Origin of the sequence: Virgibacillus sp. JSM 102003 (genome assembly GCF_041949995.1) — a bacterium.
Lineage (GTDB): Bacteria > Bacillota > Bacilli > Bacillales > Amphibacillaceae > Lentibacillus.
Map to the genome: position 1 here is coordinate 162,157 of NZ_JBHFQH010000004.1, position 17,646 is coordinate 179,802.

The window sequence follows — 17,646 nt, forward strand, 5'->3', positions numbered from 1 at the left end:
GTCTGCGTATTCTGCCTCCACTGGAAGAGGCTTTCTTGATTAGAGGCTGAAGTGTACCCTATAGATAAGAAAATCAAGGTAAAAACAGTCCCAGCGTAGGAAATACACGGAGACTCCTGCGGGAATAGCAACTGCTGAAGATCCCGCAGGAAGCGGTTTTTGCTTCCGAGGAAGCTGAAGCGTTGCCCGCGGAAAGCGAAGTGTATTTCCGCAGCGGCTTCATAGTGTTTAATCCTTTCTACAAAAGATTTTAACTATGTCGCATTTTATATCAACTACGTAATAGACCCAGCCATTGAAAATGAATGGTTAATCATCCCAGCCGCTAAAAAAAGCGGTTCAATTAAGGCTACAAATTGCGGATTTGTACGCCGTAACTGAACCACTCTCAAATTAGGGTTTCTGACAATTATTTTTTTGTAAACCCAAATAAAACGGTTGGAAGCGAGCTTAAAACAAGAATTAACATCCAGTCTCTAACATTTAGAAATGTCGTATGGAAGATTGGCTGCAATGGCTCCCAATAGATAACAACAAGCAACAATAGAAGTGATGAAAGTACTGCTAAAACCAGGTATTTATTTTCAAAAGGATTGCGGGCAAAAACGGAATTTTCACTTCGGCAGTCGAACACATGAATTAATTGAGCCATTACCAATGTTGTAAATGCAATAGTTTGTCCATAAATCAAATTATCCGGGTTATCCTGGTACGACATCATAAACGCAATCAATGTAATAACACCTATTAATATGCCTCTGCTGATTATTTTGAAGCCTAATCCCCTGGCAAATATCCCTTCCCTTGGATTTCTGGGCCCCCTTCGCATCACATCACCTTCTGATTGATCCAGTCCAAGGGCCATCGCTGGGAGCCCATCTGTTACAAGGTTCACCCATAATATTTGTACTGGAACCAATGGTAAAGGGAGTGCTAGCAGCATGGCAAAAAGCATAACAAGAATTTCACCAACATTTGATGCTAAAAGATAACGGATAAATTTCCGGATATTTTCGTATATATTCCTTCCTTCACTAATTGCTGATTTTATTGTCGCAAAGTTATCATCCATTAGAACTAACGAAGAAGCCTCTTTTGTTACATCTGTTCCGCTTCTCCCCATACTTATTCCGATGTCACTTGCTTTTATAGCTGGCGCATCATTTACACCATCGCCAGTCATTGCGACGATATGACCTTTTTCCTGAAAAGCTTGGACGATCTTTAATTTATGCTCTGGAGTAACACGAGCAAATACGTAAACCTGATCAATGACATCACGAAGTTCTGTGACAGACATTTGGTTTAGTTGGTATCCCTCCAAAACCATTCCATTTTCAGGCAGCAGGTTCAGGTTAATCGCAATTGCACGAGCTGTCTTTTCATGGTCGCCAGTAATCATTACTGTCTTAATGCCAGCATCCCGACATTCCATAATAGCTGTTTTTACTTCTTTTCTTGGTGGATCCATCATTCCGCATAATCCAACAAACGTTAAATCCTTTTCCAATGTTGCTGCATTTAGAGGATCATCCTTTGAAATTGGCTTCATGCCTATCGCTATCGTTCGTAACGCCTTTTGGGCCATGTTGTTAATTTCATCATCAATCGTTTGCTTGTCTTTAGAACGCAATAACTTGCGACCACCTTCATCTAAAAAGAAAGCAGAACGTGGAAGCAACACGTCAGGCGCACCTTTGGTAATTAGAAACCGCATATGATTTTCATCTTCAATAATCATACTCATTCTTTTGCGATCAGAATCAAATGGTATTTCTTTAATAATTTGGAAGTTATCATTCACTTTAGGGGATAACCCAAGCTTTCTTGCAGCTACAAGCAACGCTCCGTCAGTTGGATCTCCGTCAACAAAATATTTTCCTTTTTTTACTTGTAGTGACGCATTATTACATAACAGACCATATAAGAGCATCGATTCCAGATTGGGATAATCGCGATCAACTTTTTCTTTATTTGCAAAAAAATCGCCCTGTATATCGTAGCCATCGCCTGTAACATATAAATTTTTCCCACTTACATAGACTTCTTTCACCGTCATTTGATTCTCAGTCATCGTACCAGTCTTATCAGAACAAATAACTGAAGCACACCCTAAAGTTTCCACTGCAGAAAGTTTTCGAACAATCGCTTTCTTTTTAATCATCCTCTGAACACCTAAAGATAATGCAACAGTTACGATTGCAGGTAGTCCTTCTGGTATGGCGGCAACCGCTAAGGATACACCTGCAAGAAACATATTATATAAAGGATGGCCCTGATAAACACCAACAAAGACGACTAATGCCGTTAAGAAAAGTGCTACGACAATCAGAATTTTACCTAGTTCTGCCAGTTTATGTTCTAATGGTGTAACAGTCTTCTTTGTTTTAACCATTAATGATGCAATTTGACCCATCACTGTATTCATTCCAGTTCCAACAACGATACCTAATCCGGAACCTCTTGTAACCAACGTCCCCATGAAACCCATGTTAACCTGATCCTGGGCGTCGAGATGGTCTTTACTTATTGCAGTAGCATGCTTCATTACTGGGAGAGATTCACCGGTAAGTGCCGATTCTTCAGTCTCCATGCTGTTTGATTTCGTTATACGTATATCAGCAGGAATCCGATCTCCACTTTTCATACGCAATACGTCACCAACAACCACATCTTGGGATGGTATCTTTTCCCACTTCCCATCACGGAGGACATTCGCTACAGGAGCAGACATCTCTTTTAATTTAGCGAGTGATTTTTCTGCTTTTTGTTCTTGAAAAAAACCAAGAAAACTATTCACTAAAACGATCACCATAATCGCTATTGCATCAACATATTCACCAAGTAAACCAGCAATTAAGGTTGCAGCAAGAAGAACCAGAACCATGAAATCCTGGAATTGTTTGAAAAAGATCAGCCACTTAGATGTGTTTTTTTCAGTTTCTAGATTATTTGCACCGAATTCTTTTCTGCGTTGTTCTACTTGTTTTTCTGCAAGTCCACGATTTGTCGTAACATGTAATTTTTGCTCTACATGGTCTACATCTAATTGATACCATTTCACACTGCATTCCTCCAAATTCATCTACATGCACTATAGTTAAACGTAATCTTTATACGATATCTATGCAGACTCGTCCCAAAAAATGCTATAATTGAATCAAAAGCGAAAGTGCCCGTTTGAAAATGTATGTTACATTTGGTTTTTTTATAAAATTTGTTTCGCTTTGCTATGACACCGCTTTGGAAATACACATTGCTGGATTTTGCTCACAAAAAAATGCTTTCTTACTGCAAAAGTGGAAAATCAACAAATTTATATTGTATAAAAAGCAACTATATTCCTGCTGTGTAATCATAGAGCTACCCTAAATACTACAAATCAGTTACCCATACTATGCGCCGAAGTCTTTAGACGTCAAAAGCAACAATACTTTAGAAAATAGTCTTACTTTTAGAAAGCAAGAGGTGATTGCATGCCATTTGATGGAATCGTTACACGAGCAGTAACGAGCGAACTAAATTCAACAATAACTCCAGGAAAAATCACAAAAATTTATCAGCCAACTTCGACAGAGTTAGTTTTCACTATACGAAGTAACGGCGAAAATCATACGTTGCTATTATCAATTCATCCGGTATATGCACGATTACACTTAACTGGAGATTCCTATAAGAATCCGAAAGAACCTTCCATGTTTTGCATGTTGCTTCGTAAACACCTATCTGGGGCAGTAATTGAATCCATTGATCAATATGGAATGGAACGAATTGTTACCTTTTCCATTCAGGCACGAAATGAAATTGGCGACATGACGACGAAAAAACTGGTGATCGAGCTAATGGGGAAACATAGTAACGTCATGCTTGTGGATGGAGAAAAAGGACACATCCTTGATAGTCTTAAACACATATCTGTCTCACAAAACCGTTATCGTACAATACAGCCCGGTCATGATTATAAACTTCCTCCAAGTCAGGATAAGCTGAATTTATTGGATATCGACAAAGAAACATTTATTCGAAAACTTGATTTTAATGCCGGAAAAATGGATACCCAAATCGTCCATACCTTACTAGGGGTTTCTCCTTTAATTGCAAAAGAGATTGTCCATCAGGCAAAACTTGGATCATCTGAGACCTATAAAGCAAGGTTTGAAGCTATGCAGGAATTGATTCAGAATAATAACTATACACCCACTATTTACCGGGACAAAAAAGAAGATTTTCATGTAATCCCTATATCTTTTCTTGATGGACAAGAGGAAATCTTTCCTGACACGAACCAGATGCTAGACAATTTTTATTCCGGGAAAGCTGAGAGAGACCGTGTAAAACAGCAAGCAAAAGACCTGTATCAGTTTATAAAAAATGAAAAAGATAAGAATCAACGTAAGCTCAAGAAACATGAAAAAACCATTAAGAAAGCTGAAGGTGCCGATCGTTATCAGCGGTTAGGTGAGCTATTAACAGCTAATATGCACCAAGTTAAACAAGGTGATCAAACAGCCACAGTAATCGACTATTATGATCCTGATCAAAATGAAATGATAATCGAATTAAATCCAAATAAGACACCTAGTGAAAATGCGCAAAGCTTTTTCAAAACGTATCAAAAACTAAAAACTTCCATGAAAAAAGTAAAGCAGGAAATTAAAAAAGCTAATAACGAGATTGCCTATCTGGAACAATTACTCCAGCAAATAGATTCGGCACGTGAGGCTGACATAGAAGAAATTCGGGATGAACTTCGTGACGAGGGTTATTTAAAAAGACAAAGACAAGAAAAAAAGAAAAAGAAACAAGTTAAACCTGAACCGGAAAAGTATACCTCAACAGATGGTACACCAATTCTTGTAGGAAAAAATAATAAACAAAATGAGTATGTGTCAATGAAACTTGCCCATCGTGATGATATTTGGCTGCACACAAAAGATATTCCGGGATCTCACGTCATTATTCGTGACAAGGAGCCAAGCGAGGATACACTAATTGAAGCGGCACTGCTTGCAGCATTCTTCAGTAAATCACAGAACTCATCTTCGGTACCCGTCGATTACACGAAAATCCGTCATGTAAAAAAGCCTAATGGTGCCAAACCTGGCTATGTAACGTATGATAATCAGAAAACGTTATTTGTAACACCTGATAAAGCAATTGTAGAAAAACTAAAAAACGGATAATCCTAGATGAATTATCCGTTTAATTTTATAGTTTAGGAAACTGCTTTGGGATTTAATGTTACCTCGACATTACCACGAGTTGCTTTGGAATATGGGCACACTTGATGAGCATCTTCAGCTAATTCCTCTGCCTCTTCAGGACTCACACCTTCAATATTAATATTAAGTGTTACCTCAATCTTAAAACCATCATCCTCGGGATCCTTGCAGAAGCTGACTTCAGCAGTAGTTTCCGAGTCAATTTTCTTTTTTTGTTTTGAGGCTACTAAGTTAAGCGCACCGTCAAAACATGCTGAGTATGTTGCTGCAAAAAGCTGTTCCGGGTTTGATCCTTTTTCATCTTTATTATTTGCTGGGTTTACCAAATTTAAATCTATTAAACCGTCTTCAGACTTAACATGGCCATCGCGTCCATTTTTTGCCGTAGCCTTTGATGTAAATATAACTTCACTCATATTAGAACACACTCCTTTATTTATAGTTAGTATGTTCCTGTTTTTTCTTCTTATTAAACATTTTAATTGTTTATATTTACTTATTAAACTTTCACAGCTTAAAATAAGCTCATAAACCATGAAGAAATAAGAAAACCTGAAGATACACTCCTAGAGTTTACTTTGGATCAACGGTACGTAATTGATATATAATGTGACGTAGCTTTTTGCTGCTTTCCCTATTTTTAATGAAGGCTGAGTGCTTCGATTCGTTCCGGCAGAATACTTCGCTTTCCATGGGCACGACCTCAGCCTCCTTGCCCCGGCAAGGGGTATGCCGACGTTGTCCGCAAAGGACGGTTTTAGTCGGCCTTCGTTTAGTTGCTTCTTCCGGGGTCTTCGGAACGTGCTGTTCCCATAGGAGTCTGCGTATTCTGCCTCCACTGGAAGAGGCTTTCTTGATTAGAGGATGAAGTGTACCCTATGGATAAGAAAATCAAGGTAAAAACAGTCCCAGCGTAGGAAATACACGGAGACTCCTGCGGGAAAAGCAACAGCTGAAGATCCCGCAGGAAGCGGTTTTTGCTTCCGAGGAAGCTGAAGCGTTGCCCTAGGTGAGCGAAGTGTATTTCCGCAGCGGCTTCATAGCATTTAATACTTTCTACAAAAGATTTTAATTAGCATTATATATCTTATGCGTACAAAAACTATTATCAATGTTGTAAAGGCAACAATTAGACCGTTCTAAGATTATCAAAGTGGCTGTTTGAGCTTATTCTATCGATACACAAGTTGAGTTATTTAACGACTAAAGAAAATTTTTACCCATTAATGCAGAAATGAAATGATCAACCTGTGGTAATTTGCGAACACCTTCCTGATAACAAACATAGGTATCTCTGGTAACAAGTTCACCATTTAATTTCATAGAGATGTGTGGATATTCATCCATCATCGAATCGGAAACACTTTTCGGCAGAACAGCCATCCCAAGCCCTTGCTTCATAAATTGCTTACATGTTTCAATTTGATCAACTCGGATCGTTTTCACGGGTTTTATCTCATCCTGATGATGATAAAGCCAATTATCTACTAATTCATGCATGCTGTCATCACTCTTAAATGATATTAGCGGTCGCTCTTTTAACTTATTTTTTGGAAAAGGTTCCGTATCAAAAATAAATAACGGATCATCGAAAAGATTCCTACAAACACTATCTTTTAGCTTCTCACCACGAATAATGCATACATGGTAATTTTTATGACCTCTTTTGATATCTTCACTAATACCAGTCACTAAATCAATAGCAACCTTGGGAAATTTTTTGGTATAATCTGCCAGAATTGATGGTAAAAAACGTTGACTCACTAGTGACGAACAGGCAATAGATAGTGTTCCCTGTACTTCTTCGCTTGATTGTGCAAGCGAATTTTTAATTACTTCTTCCTGATCAACCACTTTTCTCGCATGGCTTAATATCATTTCACCAGCCGGAGTCAAAACTAATTTTTTTGGTGTTCGAATAAAAATGTTTTCTTCAAAATATTCTTCTATGTACTTAAGTCGCTGGGTAACCGCTGGCTGTGAAATTAATATCGCTTTGGCGGTTCCTCGAATTGTACCCACTTCATCTAATTTTAACAGTAGTTCATAATCTTCTATTTTCATAATGGCCCCTCGTATGATAAGTATTTGTTATTACTTTATATTATAAACTAATATTGTACTTATTGCATAACAAAGCATATGATTAAAGTATAAAGCGAAAAGAAGGTGTTGCTATGCGTGAGAAAGATGATGTGAAACGCATTTTTTCTAAAAATAAAGAAGCCTATGTGACGAGTTCAACACATGCATTTGGTAAGGATTTATCATTAATGATTAACTGGTTGCAGCCTAAATCAACGATGAAGGTTCTTGATATTGCAACTGGCGGAGGACATGTTGCCAAACATCTTGCTACCCATGTTAAACAAGTAGTTGCTACTGACATTACCGAAGAGATGCTGGAGAATACAGCTCTGTATCTGAAATCGTATAAAAATATATTTTATGCTGTAGCTGATGCGGAAGACTTGCCATTCGAAGGTGAAAGTTTTGATATTGTTTCATGCAGAATAGCCGCACATCATTTCCCTGATCCGGAAAGGTTTATTGCAGAAGTTAATCGAGTATTAAAGCCTGGAGGACAGTTTTTGTTGATAGATAATATAGCGCCGGAAAATCATAAATTCGACCAATTCATTAATTCATTCGAAAAAATGCGGGACCACAGTCATATACGGTCACGCTCTTTAATAGAGTGGAAATCAATGTTCGCTGATTATAATTTATCTATTATTAAAGAACGAACCCGTAAGAAAGTGTTACCATATCACGAATGGGTTCACCGCACATTGGATAATGATGAAATAATTCAACATGTTGGTCAGTTCATTCTTGAATCAGATAAGGAAACAAAGAACTATTTTCAGGTGGATTGTGAGGATAATATCATCCATTCCTTCGCCATTGACGAATGGATGGTAATGTGCGCTAAAAGAACAGATTAGTAGATGGCTGTCTAAAAAGATTTTAACTTTTAGACAGCCTATTAATAATGGTTTTTAAAGTTCATTTCGCCAATCCTGCAACTTTTCATTCTCATTTTCATCAATAATGCCGTCTGATACAAGTAATTTTAGTACTTCATCATAGTTCGTTATCGTCTGATATGATAATTTAGCTTCTGCAAATTGCTTTTTAGCTTTCGATAATCCATATGTAAAAATAGCGAGAACACCCAGTACATTAAGACCATTTAACTGAAGTGCTTTGGCTGAATCGATTGATGACCCACCAGTAGAAATCAAGTCTTCAATAACTACTGCCTTTTGTCCATCTTCAACCTTTCCCTCAATCTGGTTTCCTTTGCCATGTCCTTTTGGTTTAGATCGAACATAAATCATGGGAAGATCCAGCTTTTCTGCAATCCATGCTGCATGTGGAATTCCTGCTGTTGCACATCCAGCAATAACATCGGGTTTTTCATCCATTTGCTCGATTAATTCAACAAATGCTTCAGCAATTTTTGCACGAATTGTTGGATAGGACATTGTCAGCCGATTATCGCAATAAATAGGGGATTTAATACCAGATGTCCATGTAAAATAACGGTCTGTTCTTATTTGAACAGCTTTTATTTCTAAGAGATCTCTTGCTATATCATTACTTAATACCATTTCGCCACTCCTCCTGCACTTTCTCATATGCCGATTTTGGATCCAGTGCATTTGTTACCGTCCGGCCAACCACGAGAAAGTCAGCGTCATTTTTCCTGGCAAGTGCTGGTGTTGCAATTCGCTTTTGATCGTTCCCGTTAGAATCTTGCAACCGAATTCCGGGTGTAACAGTTAAAAATGATGAGCCACATACATCTTTAATTTCCTTTGCTTCCTGAACAGAACAAACAACACCATCTGCCCCATTTTTATTTGCTGTATCAGCAAGCCTGACAACATTATCCTTCATACTACCGCCAAGATTTAACTCTTTATTTAACGTAGTATCATCCATCGACGTAAGAATTGTTACGGCAATTAATTTTGTTTCATGAGTGGATGATCCAGAATTCAAGCCTTCTTTCGCCCGTTTAATCATCTCACCGCCACCTAACGCATGTACATTAACCATATCAACTTTTAGATTCGCAATGTTTTTCATCGCTTTCATCACAGTGGTGGGAATATCATGAAGCTTTAAATCAAGAAATACGTCATGATTATCCTGCTTTAGATTTTCTATTAACTGAGGGCCTTCCCTGTAAAATAACTCCATACCAACTTTTACAGGTATTCCTTGAAACTGATGAACATCAATAAACGTTTTGGCTTCTTTCCAGGTGGAAAAATCCAATGCCAGATACATGTTATTCCTCATACTTCATGCCCCTTTCCGATGGCATCCTCAACTGAATCGAATCCATATTTTTGTAATACAACTGGTAATTCATCAATTATCTCAGGACATGCAAAAGGGTTTTGGAAATTAGCTGTGCCCACGGCTACAGCACTTGCTCCAGCAAGCAAGAATTCCAGTACATCTTCAGCTGAAGAAATTCCGCCCATGCCGATAATTGGAATTGTGACATGCTGCTTCACTTCATGAATCATCCTAATCGCGATTGGTTTGATTGCCTGACCTGAAAGACCACCAGTCTTATTTGCCAATAGCGGCTTCTTACTAGCTAATTCAATTTGCATTCCTGTTACCGTGTTTATCATCGATAATCCATCTGCTCCTGCCTTTTCAACCGCCTTTGCCATTGCTGTAATGTCAGACACATTAGGGGAAAGTTTGACATAGACTGGCAGATTACTAGCTTCTTTAACTTTTTTTGTTACCTCAGCTGCCATATTTGGATTAGTACCAAACTGAATCCCTCCTTCTTTTACATTAGGACAGGAAATGTTAAGTTCTAATGCGTTAACCGATTCATCATGATTAAAAGCAATCGCTACCCTCTCATATTCCTCGATGGAACTTCCGGCTACATTCGCAATGATTGGAACAGCATACGTTGCTAAAAAGGGTACCTCGGTTTCAATAATTTTTTCTACACCAGGATTTTGCAGACCTATCGCATTCAACATTCCTGATGACGTTTCTGCAACACGGGGTGTGTTATTACCGTAACGTACTTCACCTGTTGCAGCTTTCATAATGATTGCTCCCAGCTTTTTCAAATCATAATATTCACTATATTCCCTGCCAAATCCAAAACATCCGGAAGCAGGCATAACTGGGTTTTTTAGATTTAAACCGGGTAAAAATACGGTTAGGTCTGTCATAATATCACCTCATCCGCTGTGAATACAGGTCCATCCTTGCAAATCTTTTTATAACCGCCATTATTATTTGTAGGAATAACACATGCAAAACATGCGCCAACCCCACACCCCATCCGCTCTTCAAGTGAAATGTATCCACTATGATCATGCAATAGCTTTGTAACGGCCTTTAGCATCTGAATAGGACCGCAGGAGTAATACGTATCAAAGTCTTCAATCTGATCCATTACACTTGTTACAAATCCTTGGTGTCCGTAAGTTCCATCATTCGTCACGACATACGATTTTCCTAGTTCTCTAAATTTCGATTCATAAAAAACATATTCTTTCGATTGGAATCCAAGAACAGCTGTAACATTGATTCCTTCATTACGAAGTGTCTTCCCCAGATTGTATAGTGGCGGGATTCCAATACCCCCGCCAACCAACAATACTGAATTCGAATTTCCATCATATGAAAACCCATTCCCGCTTGGTCCTAACGCGTCAATAGACATACCTGGTTTATGTGCTGCCAGTTGTTTAGTTCCATCTCCAACTTTTTTAAATAAAATTGTAATTTCATTATTTTTATCATCTGTATTTGCGATTGAAATTGGTCGACGCAATGTATGACCGTCAATCGATAAATGCAGGAACTGTCCTGGAATGGCTGTCTTCGCCACATATTCATTCATAAGTGTCATTTCAATCGTTTCTAGCGCAATATCATGTACCGATTTAACAACCAGCTCTACTTTTCTCTTCATGAGGAAACTACTTTCTTACCTGTTATAGCTCTTGCACTAAAGGTAGTTGAATCTATTACATTTAAAATGGCATTTGCTGTATCCAGATTAGTTAAACAAGCAATACCATGTTCAACCGCTTCACGTCTAATCATGAACCCGTCAGATCTAGGCTTAATTCCTGAAGTTAGTGTATTAATAACAAATTGGACATCCCCATTTTCAATAATAGATAATACATTTGGTTTACTAGAGCCTATTTTTGCAACTTCGGTAACTGGAATATTGTACCGTTTTATAAATGAAGCTGTTCCGGATGTTGCATACAGCTGAAATCCTAATTGGTGAAAGCGATCAGCAATCTCAATCGTTTCTCTCTTATCTTTATCCGCAATCGTCAGCAGTACTGCACCTTCCTGTGGTACAGATAAACCGGCTGCTATCAGTCCTTTATACAATGCTTTTTCCAGCGTTTTATCATGGCCAATTGCTTCTCCTGTTGATTTCATCTCTGGCCCAAGAATAGTATCAACACTACGCAGTTTTTCAAATGAGAATACTGGAACTTTAACGGATACAGCATCCTGCTCTGGCAAAATACCTGACTCATACCCCATACCTTCTAATGTTTCCCCTAAAATGCATCTTGTAGCAATGTTTGCCATGGTTACACCTGTTATTTTACTAAGGAAGGGAATTGTTCTGCTTGCACGTGGGTTTACCTCGAGAACGTAAACATCTTCCTCACAAACTATAAACTGGATATTGATTAACCCTTTTACTTTTAATGCTCGAGCAATTTTAACAGTAGCATCTAAACAATTATTCCTAACAGATTCACTAATCCGCTGTGGCGGATATACTGCAATCGAGTCTCCAGAGTGAACACCAGACCGTTCAATATGCTCCATAACTCCTGGTACAATAACCGTTTCTCCATCACTGATTGCATCTACTTCAACTTCAATTCCAGTTATATAGTTATCGATTAGTATTGGATGTGCGCTATCTGCTCCATTCGATTTTGCCAGATAGGCATTAAGCTCTTCATCATTGTAAACAATTTCCATCCGACTTCCACCGATCACATAGGATGGTCTAACTAAAACTGGATAACCGATATCTTTTGCAACTTCCACTGCTTGATCCAATTTCGTTACCGATCTTCCCTCTGGCCTTTTTATGGAGAGATCATTTAACAAATGCTCAAATTTATCACGGTCTTCTGCTTTGTCGATTGCTTCTAAATCTGTACCTAATATTTGTACACCTCGACGCTCCAACCCGTCAGCCAAGTTAATCGCTGTCTGCCCGCCAAATTGGACAATCACACCTTCAGGATTTTCTAAATTAATGACATGCATGACATCTTCAAGTGTCAGAGGTTCGAAATAAAGTTTATCTGAAATACTGAAATCAGTTGAGACTGTCTCAGGATTATTATTCATAATGATAGCTTCATAACCCATTTCTTTAATTGCCAGTACAGAGTGAACCGTAGCATAGTCAAATTCTATACCCTGCCCTATTCGAATTGGTCCTGACCCAAGTACTAGAATTTTTTTGCGGTCTGACTGAACGGATTCATTTTCGTCTTCAAAGGTACTATAAAAATAAGGTGTTTCAGATTCAAATTCTGCTGCACATGTATCTACCATTTTGTAAACAGGCTTTATTGAGTTTTCTATACGAAATTCATACACATCATCAATTGTTACATTCCATAATCTTGCAATATGCGTATCAGAGAACCCTAGTACTTTTGCTTTTTGTAAAATATCCTGTGATCGCTTATTAAAAGTTAATATTGATTCCCAATCAATTAACTGCTTAATTTTTATTAGGAAAAACCGATCAATTTTTGTTAATTGGAATACTTCTTCAACTGACATCCCTTTTCGAATAACTTCTGCTAGAACGAATAATCTTTCATCATCCGCTTTGTGCAATCGTGATTTTAAATCTTCAACAGTTTTATCTGCTAAACTTGGCAGCCATAATTCCTCTGTACCTATATCAAGAGAACGAACTCCTTTTAACAATGACTCTTCAAAATTGCGTCCGATTGACATAATCTCGCCTGTTGCCTTCATTTGGGTGCCAAGATAACGATCCCCTGTTACAAATTTATCGAATGGAAATCTTGGGAGCTTGGTCACAACATAATCAAGTGCTGGTTCAAAACATGCATATGTTGTGCCTGTAATAGGATTAATAATCTCATCAAGTGTTAATCCTACTGCAATTTTCGCTGCCATTTTTGCAATCGGATATCCTGTAGCTTTCGACGCTAGAGCGGATGACCTGCTGACACGCGGATTAACTTCAATAATATAATAATTAAAGCTATTAGGATCAAGTGCTAACTGTACATTGCATCCACCTTCAATCTCCAAAGCACGAATTATTTTTAACGAAGCATTGCGCAACAACTGATACTCGCGATCACTTAGGGTTTGAGAGGGTGCAACGACGATAGAATCACCTGTGTGGATGCCAACTGGATCAACATTTTCCATGTTACAGACGACAATAGCCTGATCGTTTTTATCACGCATTACTTCATATTCAATTTCTTTAAATCCCGCGATGTTCTTTTCGATTAAACATTGATTAACCGGCGATAACGATAATCCATTACGGGCAATTTCCTTAAGTTCTCGTTCGTCATAGCACATTCCCCCGCCGGTCCCACCGAGGGTGTAAGCAGGGCGTACAATGACAGGATAGCCAATTTTATTGGCAAAATCACATGCCTGATCGACAGAATTCACAATCTGGCTATCAGGTACTGGCTCATGAAGCTCATGCATTAAAGAACGGAATTTTTCACGATCTTCTGCTTTTTCGATTGCATCGAGTGAAGTTCCAAGCAATTCAACACCATATTCTCCCAAAATACCTGTACTTTCTAATTCGACTGCCAGATTCAAACCTGTTTGCCCGCCAAGTGTTGGCAATATAGCATCAGGTTGTTCTTTTCGGATAATCTTGATTAAGAATTCAGCCGTTAAAGGCTCCATATAAACTTTATCTGCCACTGTATGATCAGTCATTATTGTTGCTGGATTGGAATTAGCAAGAATCACAGTATATCCTTCTTCTGTCAAAGCTTGGCATGCTTGCGTACCCGAGTAATCAAATTCAGCTGCCTGTCCGATCACAATTGGGCCTGACCCAATGACAAGTATCTTATTCAAATTCGAATTCTTAGGCATATGATTCCTCCTCACTTTTAGCTTTCGAATTATTAATCAGTTGTAAAAATACATCAAACAATTGATTTGTATCCTCTGGTCCTGGTGAACTTTCTGGGTGATACTGAACCGAATACGCCGGAAAGACAGTGTGCCTTATTCCTTCAACTGTATTATCATTAAGAGCAGTTTGCGTAAGTACTAAGTCTGTTTGTTTTAATGATTCGTGTGTAACTGCATAACTGTGATTCTGTGATGTCATATATGTCTTATTTTTTTCCAGATCTTTAACCGGATGATTTGCCCCGCGATGCCCAAACTTCATTTTCTCCGTATCCGCACCACATGCTAATGCAAGAAGCTGATGCCCTAGACAAACACCAAATAATGGTACCTGTTCCACCACAGTTTTTATCATTTCAATTGATTCAGGAACATCTTTTGGATCACCTGGGCCATTCGTCAGCATGATCCCTTCAGGTTTTAGTCGTAAAATATTTTCGGCCCCATAATTATATGGAACAACCGTAATATGACAATCTCTTTTTGTTAATTCACGTAAAATACCATGCTTCATACCGAAATCGACTAAAATAATTCGCGTGCCCCGTCCTGGTACTACATAGGGTTTGATGGTAGATGTTTGTTTTACCTGATCTGTCTGGTATGGCAGATTCTTTACTTTTGCGACCATTTCATCAACAGAATCGTCGCTGTCCGTGATGATTGCTTTCATTGTTCCATGTTTGCGAATAATTTTCGTTAATTTTCTTGTATCAATACCGGAAATGCCGGGAATATTGTTCGCTTTCAAATAATCATGTAATGTTTCGTCGTTGCGAAAATTTGATGGGTATTCACATAATTCTTTAACAATAAATCCATGAATGAAAGGTGTAACAGTTTCAAAATCATCCCGATTTATACCATAATTGCCTACTAAAGGATATGTCATGGTAACGATTTGGCCACAGTATGATGGATCAGAAATGACTTCCTGATACCCTGTCATACCTGTATTAAATACAACTTCTCCTGTTGTGCTAGCATCACTGCCAAATCCTTCACCGTTAAATACAGTTCCATCTTCCAGAATAAGCCGACGATTAGTCATGTGAATCCTCCTTGTATACGATTTTTCCTGAAGCTATTGTTGCAAATGGAATTCCTTGTACCTTCCAATTATGAAATGGCGTGTTTTTTCCTTTTGAAAAAAAAGCGTATTTGTCTATGTGAGCTTCTTTCGTTAAATTGAAGATGGCAAGGTCCGCTGTAGTATTCTCTATTAATTCCCCAAATGGTAAATTAAAAACTTCAGCAGGCTTTATGGTTAACCAATCTACTAATTGTTGTAAGGTGATTTTATCCGATAAAACTAGATTGGTATATAAAAGTGAAAATGCAGTCTCCAGACCAACAATCCCGAAAGGAGCCTTACGAAATCCCTGTTCTTTTTCTTCATCTGCATGTGGTGCGTGGTCTGTTGCAATAAAATCAATTGTCCCATCCAACAACCCGTCCAATAAAGCTCTCTGATCTTCTTCACTCCGAAGTGGAGGATTCATTTTATAATTAGCATCGTCTGTTTTAACTGCTTGTTCATTTAGCAGTAAATGATGTGGGGTTACTTCGGCAGTCACATGTATGCCTGCCTTTTTTGCATCACGTATGACGCGTACTGATTCTTTTGTGCTAACGTGGCAAACATGATAATGACATCCAGTCTCTTCTGCTAAAAGAACATCACGGGCAATTTGAACTGATTCGCTTATAGAGGGAATCCCTGGAAGATCTAATCGTTTACTTACATTACCTTGATGTACTACACCACCATATACGATTGATTTATCTTCACAATGGGCAACGATTGGCTTCCCGGAGGTGGCTGCTTCTGTCATTGCCTGAAGCATAAAATCAGCGGTTTGAACACCTACCCCATCATCGGTGAAAGCAAATACACCTGATTTGGAGAGTTCCGTAATATCCGTTAACCCCTCACCCTTTAAATTACGTGTAATTGCCCCATATGGAAGTACACGAACATGAGCGTCTGTTTTAATTTTTTCCAATAACTCTTTTACTGTTTTGACATCATCAAGAACAGGCGAAGTATTCGGCATTGCGCATACCGTTGTAAATCCGCCACGTGCAGCTGCTTTTGTACCAGTTTCAATCGTTTCCTTATGCTCGCCACCTGGCTCACGAAGATGGATATGTACATCAATGAAACCCGGGAAAACAAAATTATTCTCACAATCTATGGTTTCATCTGCGCCTTGTAATATTTTAGGTGCTATTTGCTTAATTTTTCCTTCTTCGATAAAAATTTCACATTTCTCGACGACATTTTTACTAAGTAATCTTTTGGCATTTGTTAGCTTCAGCTTCATTATAATAGCCCCATTCCTTTAATAAGATGATCATTATAGCCATTCGTGTATAAACACCATTTTCCATTTGTTTAAATATACGTGACCGCTGACATTCTACTAGTTCAGTGTCAATCTCAACCCCTCGATTCACAGGGGCAGGATGAAGAATAATGGCATGGTCCTTCATTCTGCTTTCCCGTTCCTTGGTGAGGCCAAATTGCACGAAATAAGAAGTGGAATCATATTGCTGTGCTGTATGCCGTTCATGTTGTATTCGGAGTAACATCATAATATCACACATTTCAACAGCTTCATCAATAGATATATACGGAAAATTCAAATTGTCATCTTCAAATCCAGGAGCCGCAGCAAAGTACACGTTTGCCCCAAGTGTAGTTAAAGCATATGCATTAGACCTGGCAACCCTGCTGTGTTTAATGTCACCGACTATTACTACATTTAAATTAGTGAAGAATCCAAACTCCTGATAAATAGTTAATAGATCAAGCATACACTGTGTTGGATGTTCACCTTTACCAGCGCCAGCATTTATCACTGGAAGAGATAGATTTGGAGTGAGTTCATCATACCAATTATCCTCTTGATGACGAACAACCAACAGATTTGCTCCAATTGCCTCACAAGTCTTTGCTGTATCGTACAACGATTCACCTTTTGTAACACTCGATGTCTCCAGCTGAAAGTCCAGCGTTTCCATACCTAACTTTTTTTGTGCAACACGAAAGCTCATTTTCGTTCTGGTACTTGGTTCAAAAAATAGATTAGCCGCGAAAATCTGTTCTGGTATCTTTTCCTGTTGCAGTCGTAATCCTTCCGCCTTATTCAGAATGCGAAAAATACACTCACCAGACAAATTTCTAGTCGATACAAAGTGTCTCATA

Annotated in this window: 13 protein-coding genes; 2 read left to right on the forward strand and 11 right to left on the reverse strand. The window is 38.4% G+C overall.

All coding sequences use genetic code 11. The features are described from left to right. Positions 1 to 409: 409 nt before the first annotated feature. On the reverse strand, positions 410 to 3,064 hold the full coding sequence (locus ACE1TG_RS06230) for a calcium-translocating P-type ATPase, SERCA-type (RefSeq protein WP_375051499.1): 2,655 nt from the start codon (positions 3,062 to 3,064) through the stop codon (positions 410 to 412). Between the two features lie 412 nt (positions 3,065 to 3,476). Between ACE1TG_RS06230 and ACE1TG_RS06235 the strand changes: the two genes are divergently transcribed. Beyond that, positions 3,477 to 5,183 (forward strand): Rqc2 family fibronectin-binding protein, encoded by a 1,707-nt coding sequence (locus ACE1TG_RS06235; protein ID WP_375051500.1) that lies wholly within the window; start codon positions 3,477 to 3,479, stop codon positions 5,181 to 5,183. A gap of 32 nt (positions 5,184 to 5,215) precedes the next feature. On the opposite strand, the gene ACE1TG_RS06240 is transcribed toward ACE1TG_RS06235, so the two are convergent. Further along, on the reverse strand, positions 5,216 to 5,638 hold the full coding sequence (locus tag ACE1TG_RS06240; RefSeq protein ID WP_375051501.1) for an organic hydroperoxide resistance protein: 423 nt from the start codon (positions 5,636 to 5,638) through the stop codon (positions 5,216 to 5,218). 787 nt (positions 5,639 to 6,425) lie between these two features. Further along, positions 6,426 to 7,286 carry a LysR family transcriptional regulator gene (locus ACE1TG_RS06245; RefSeq protein ID WP_375051502.1) on the reverse strand — a complete coding sequence of 287 codons (861 nt, stop codon included), beginning with the start codon at positions 7,284 to 7,286 and terminating at the stop codon, positions 6,426 to 6,428. A gap of 113 nt (positions 7,287 to 7,399) precedes the next feature. Between ACE1TG_RS06245 and ACE1TG_RS06250 the strand changes: the two genes are divergently transcribed. Continuing rightward, positions 7,400 to 8,170: a class I SAM-dependent methyltransferase gene (locus tag ACE1TG_RS06250; protein WP_375051503.1), complete on the forward strand. Its 771-nt coding sequence runs from the start codon at positions 7,400 to 7,402 to the stop codon at positions 8,168 to 8,170. A gap of 54 nt (positions 8,171 to 8,224) precedes the next feature. Here ACE1TG_RS06250 and pyrE read toward each other — a convergent pair whose 3' ends face one another. Genes pyrE through ACE1TG_RS06290 form a run of 8 tightly spaced genes read right to left on the reverse strand, consistent with a single transcriptional unit; the run spans position 8,225 to position 17,645 of the window. Beyond that, a complete protein-coding gene (gene pyrE / locus ACE1TG_RS06255) occupies positions 8,225 to 8,839 on the reverse strand; it encodes an orotate phosphoribosyltransferase (RefSeq protein WP_375051504.1) in 615 nt (204 codons plus the stop codon). Beyond that, positions 8,826 to 9,536: an orotidine-5'-phosphate decarboxylase gene (gene pyrF, locus ACE1TG_RS06260; RefSeq protein ID WP_375051505.1), complete on the reverse strand. Its 711-nt coding sequence runs from the start codon at positions 9,534 to 9,536 to the stop codon at positions 8,826 to 8,828. The genes pyrE and pyrF overlap by 14 nt, the downstream gene beginning before the upstream one ends. Further along, positions 9,533 to 10,447 (reverse strand): dihydroorotate dehydrogenase, encoded by a 915-nt coding sequence (locus ACE1TG_RS06265; protein ID WP_375051506.1) that lies wholly within the window; start codon positions 10,445 to 10,447, stop codon positions 9,533 to 9,535. Before ACE1TG_RS06265 ends, pyrF begins: the two co-directional genes overlap by 4 nt. Then, entirely contained in the window at positions 10,444 to 11,196 is a 753-nt protein-coding gene (locus ACE1TG_RS06270; protein WP_375051507.1) for a dihydroorotate dehydrogenase electron transfer subunit, read from the reverse strand. The genes ACE1TG_RS06265 and ACE1TG_RS06270 overlap by 4 nt, the downstream gene beginning before the upstream one ends. Further along, complete coding sequence (gene carB, locus ACE1TG_RS06275) at positions 11,193 to 14,393, reverse strand: carbamoyl-phosphate synthase large subunit (RefSeq protein ID WP_375051508.1); 3,201 nt, start codon at positions 14,391 to 14,393, stop codon at positions 11,193 to 11,195. Before carB ends, ACE1TG_RS06270 begins: the two co-directional genes overlap by 4 nt. Then, positions 14,386 to 15,486: a carbamoyl phosphate synthase small subunit gene (locus tag ACE1TG_RS06280; protein WP_375051509.1), complete on the reverse strand. Its 1,101-nt coding sequence runs from the start codon at positions 15,484 to 15,486 to the stop codon at positions 14,386 to 14,388. Before ACE1TG_RS06280 ends, carB begins: the two co-directional genes overlap by 8 nt. Next, positions 15,479 to 16,762, reverse strand: a complete 1,284-nt coding sequence (locus ACE1TG_RS06285) for a dihydroorotase (protein WP_375051510.1) — start codon at positions 16,760 to 16,762, stop codon at positions 15,479 to 15,481. The genes ACE1TG_RS06280 and ACE1TG_RS06285 overlap by 8 nt, the downstream gene beginning before the upstream one ends. Continuing rightward, positions 16,725 to 17,645, reverse strand: coding sequence for an aspartate carbamoyltransferase catalytic subunit (locus ACE1TG_RS06290; protein ID WP_375051511.1), 921 nt, complete (start codon positions 17,643 to 17,645; stop codon positions 16,725 to 16,727). Before ACE1TG_RS06290 ends, ACE1TG_RS06285 begins: the two co-directional genes overlap by 38 nt. Between the last annotated feature and the right edge of the window lies 1 nt (position 17,646).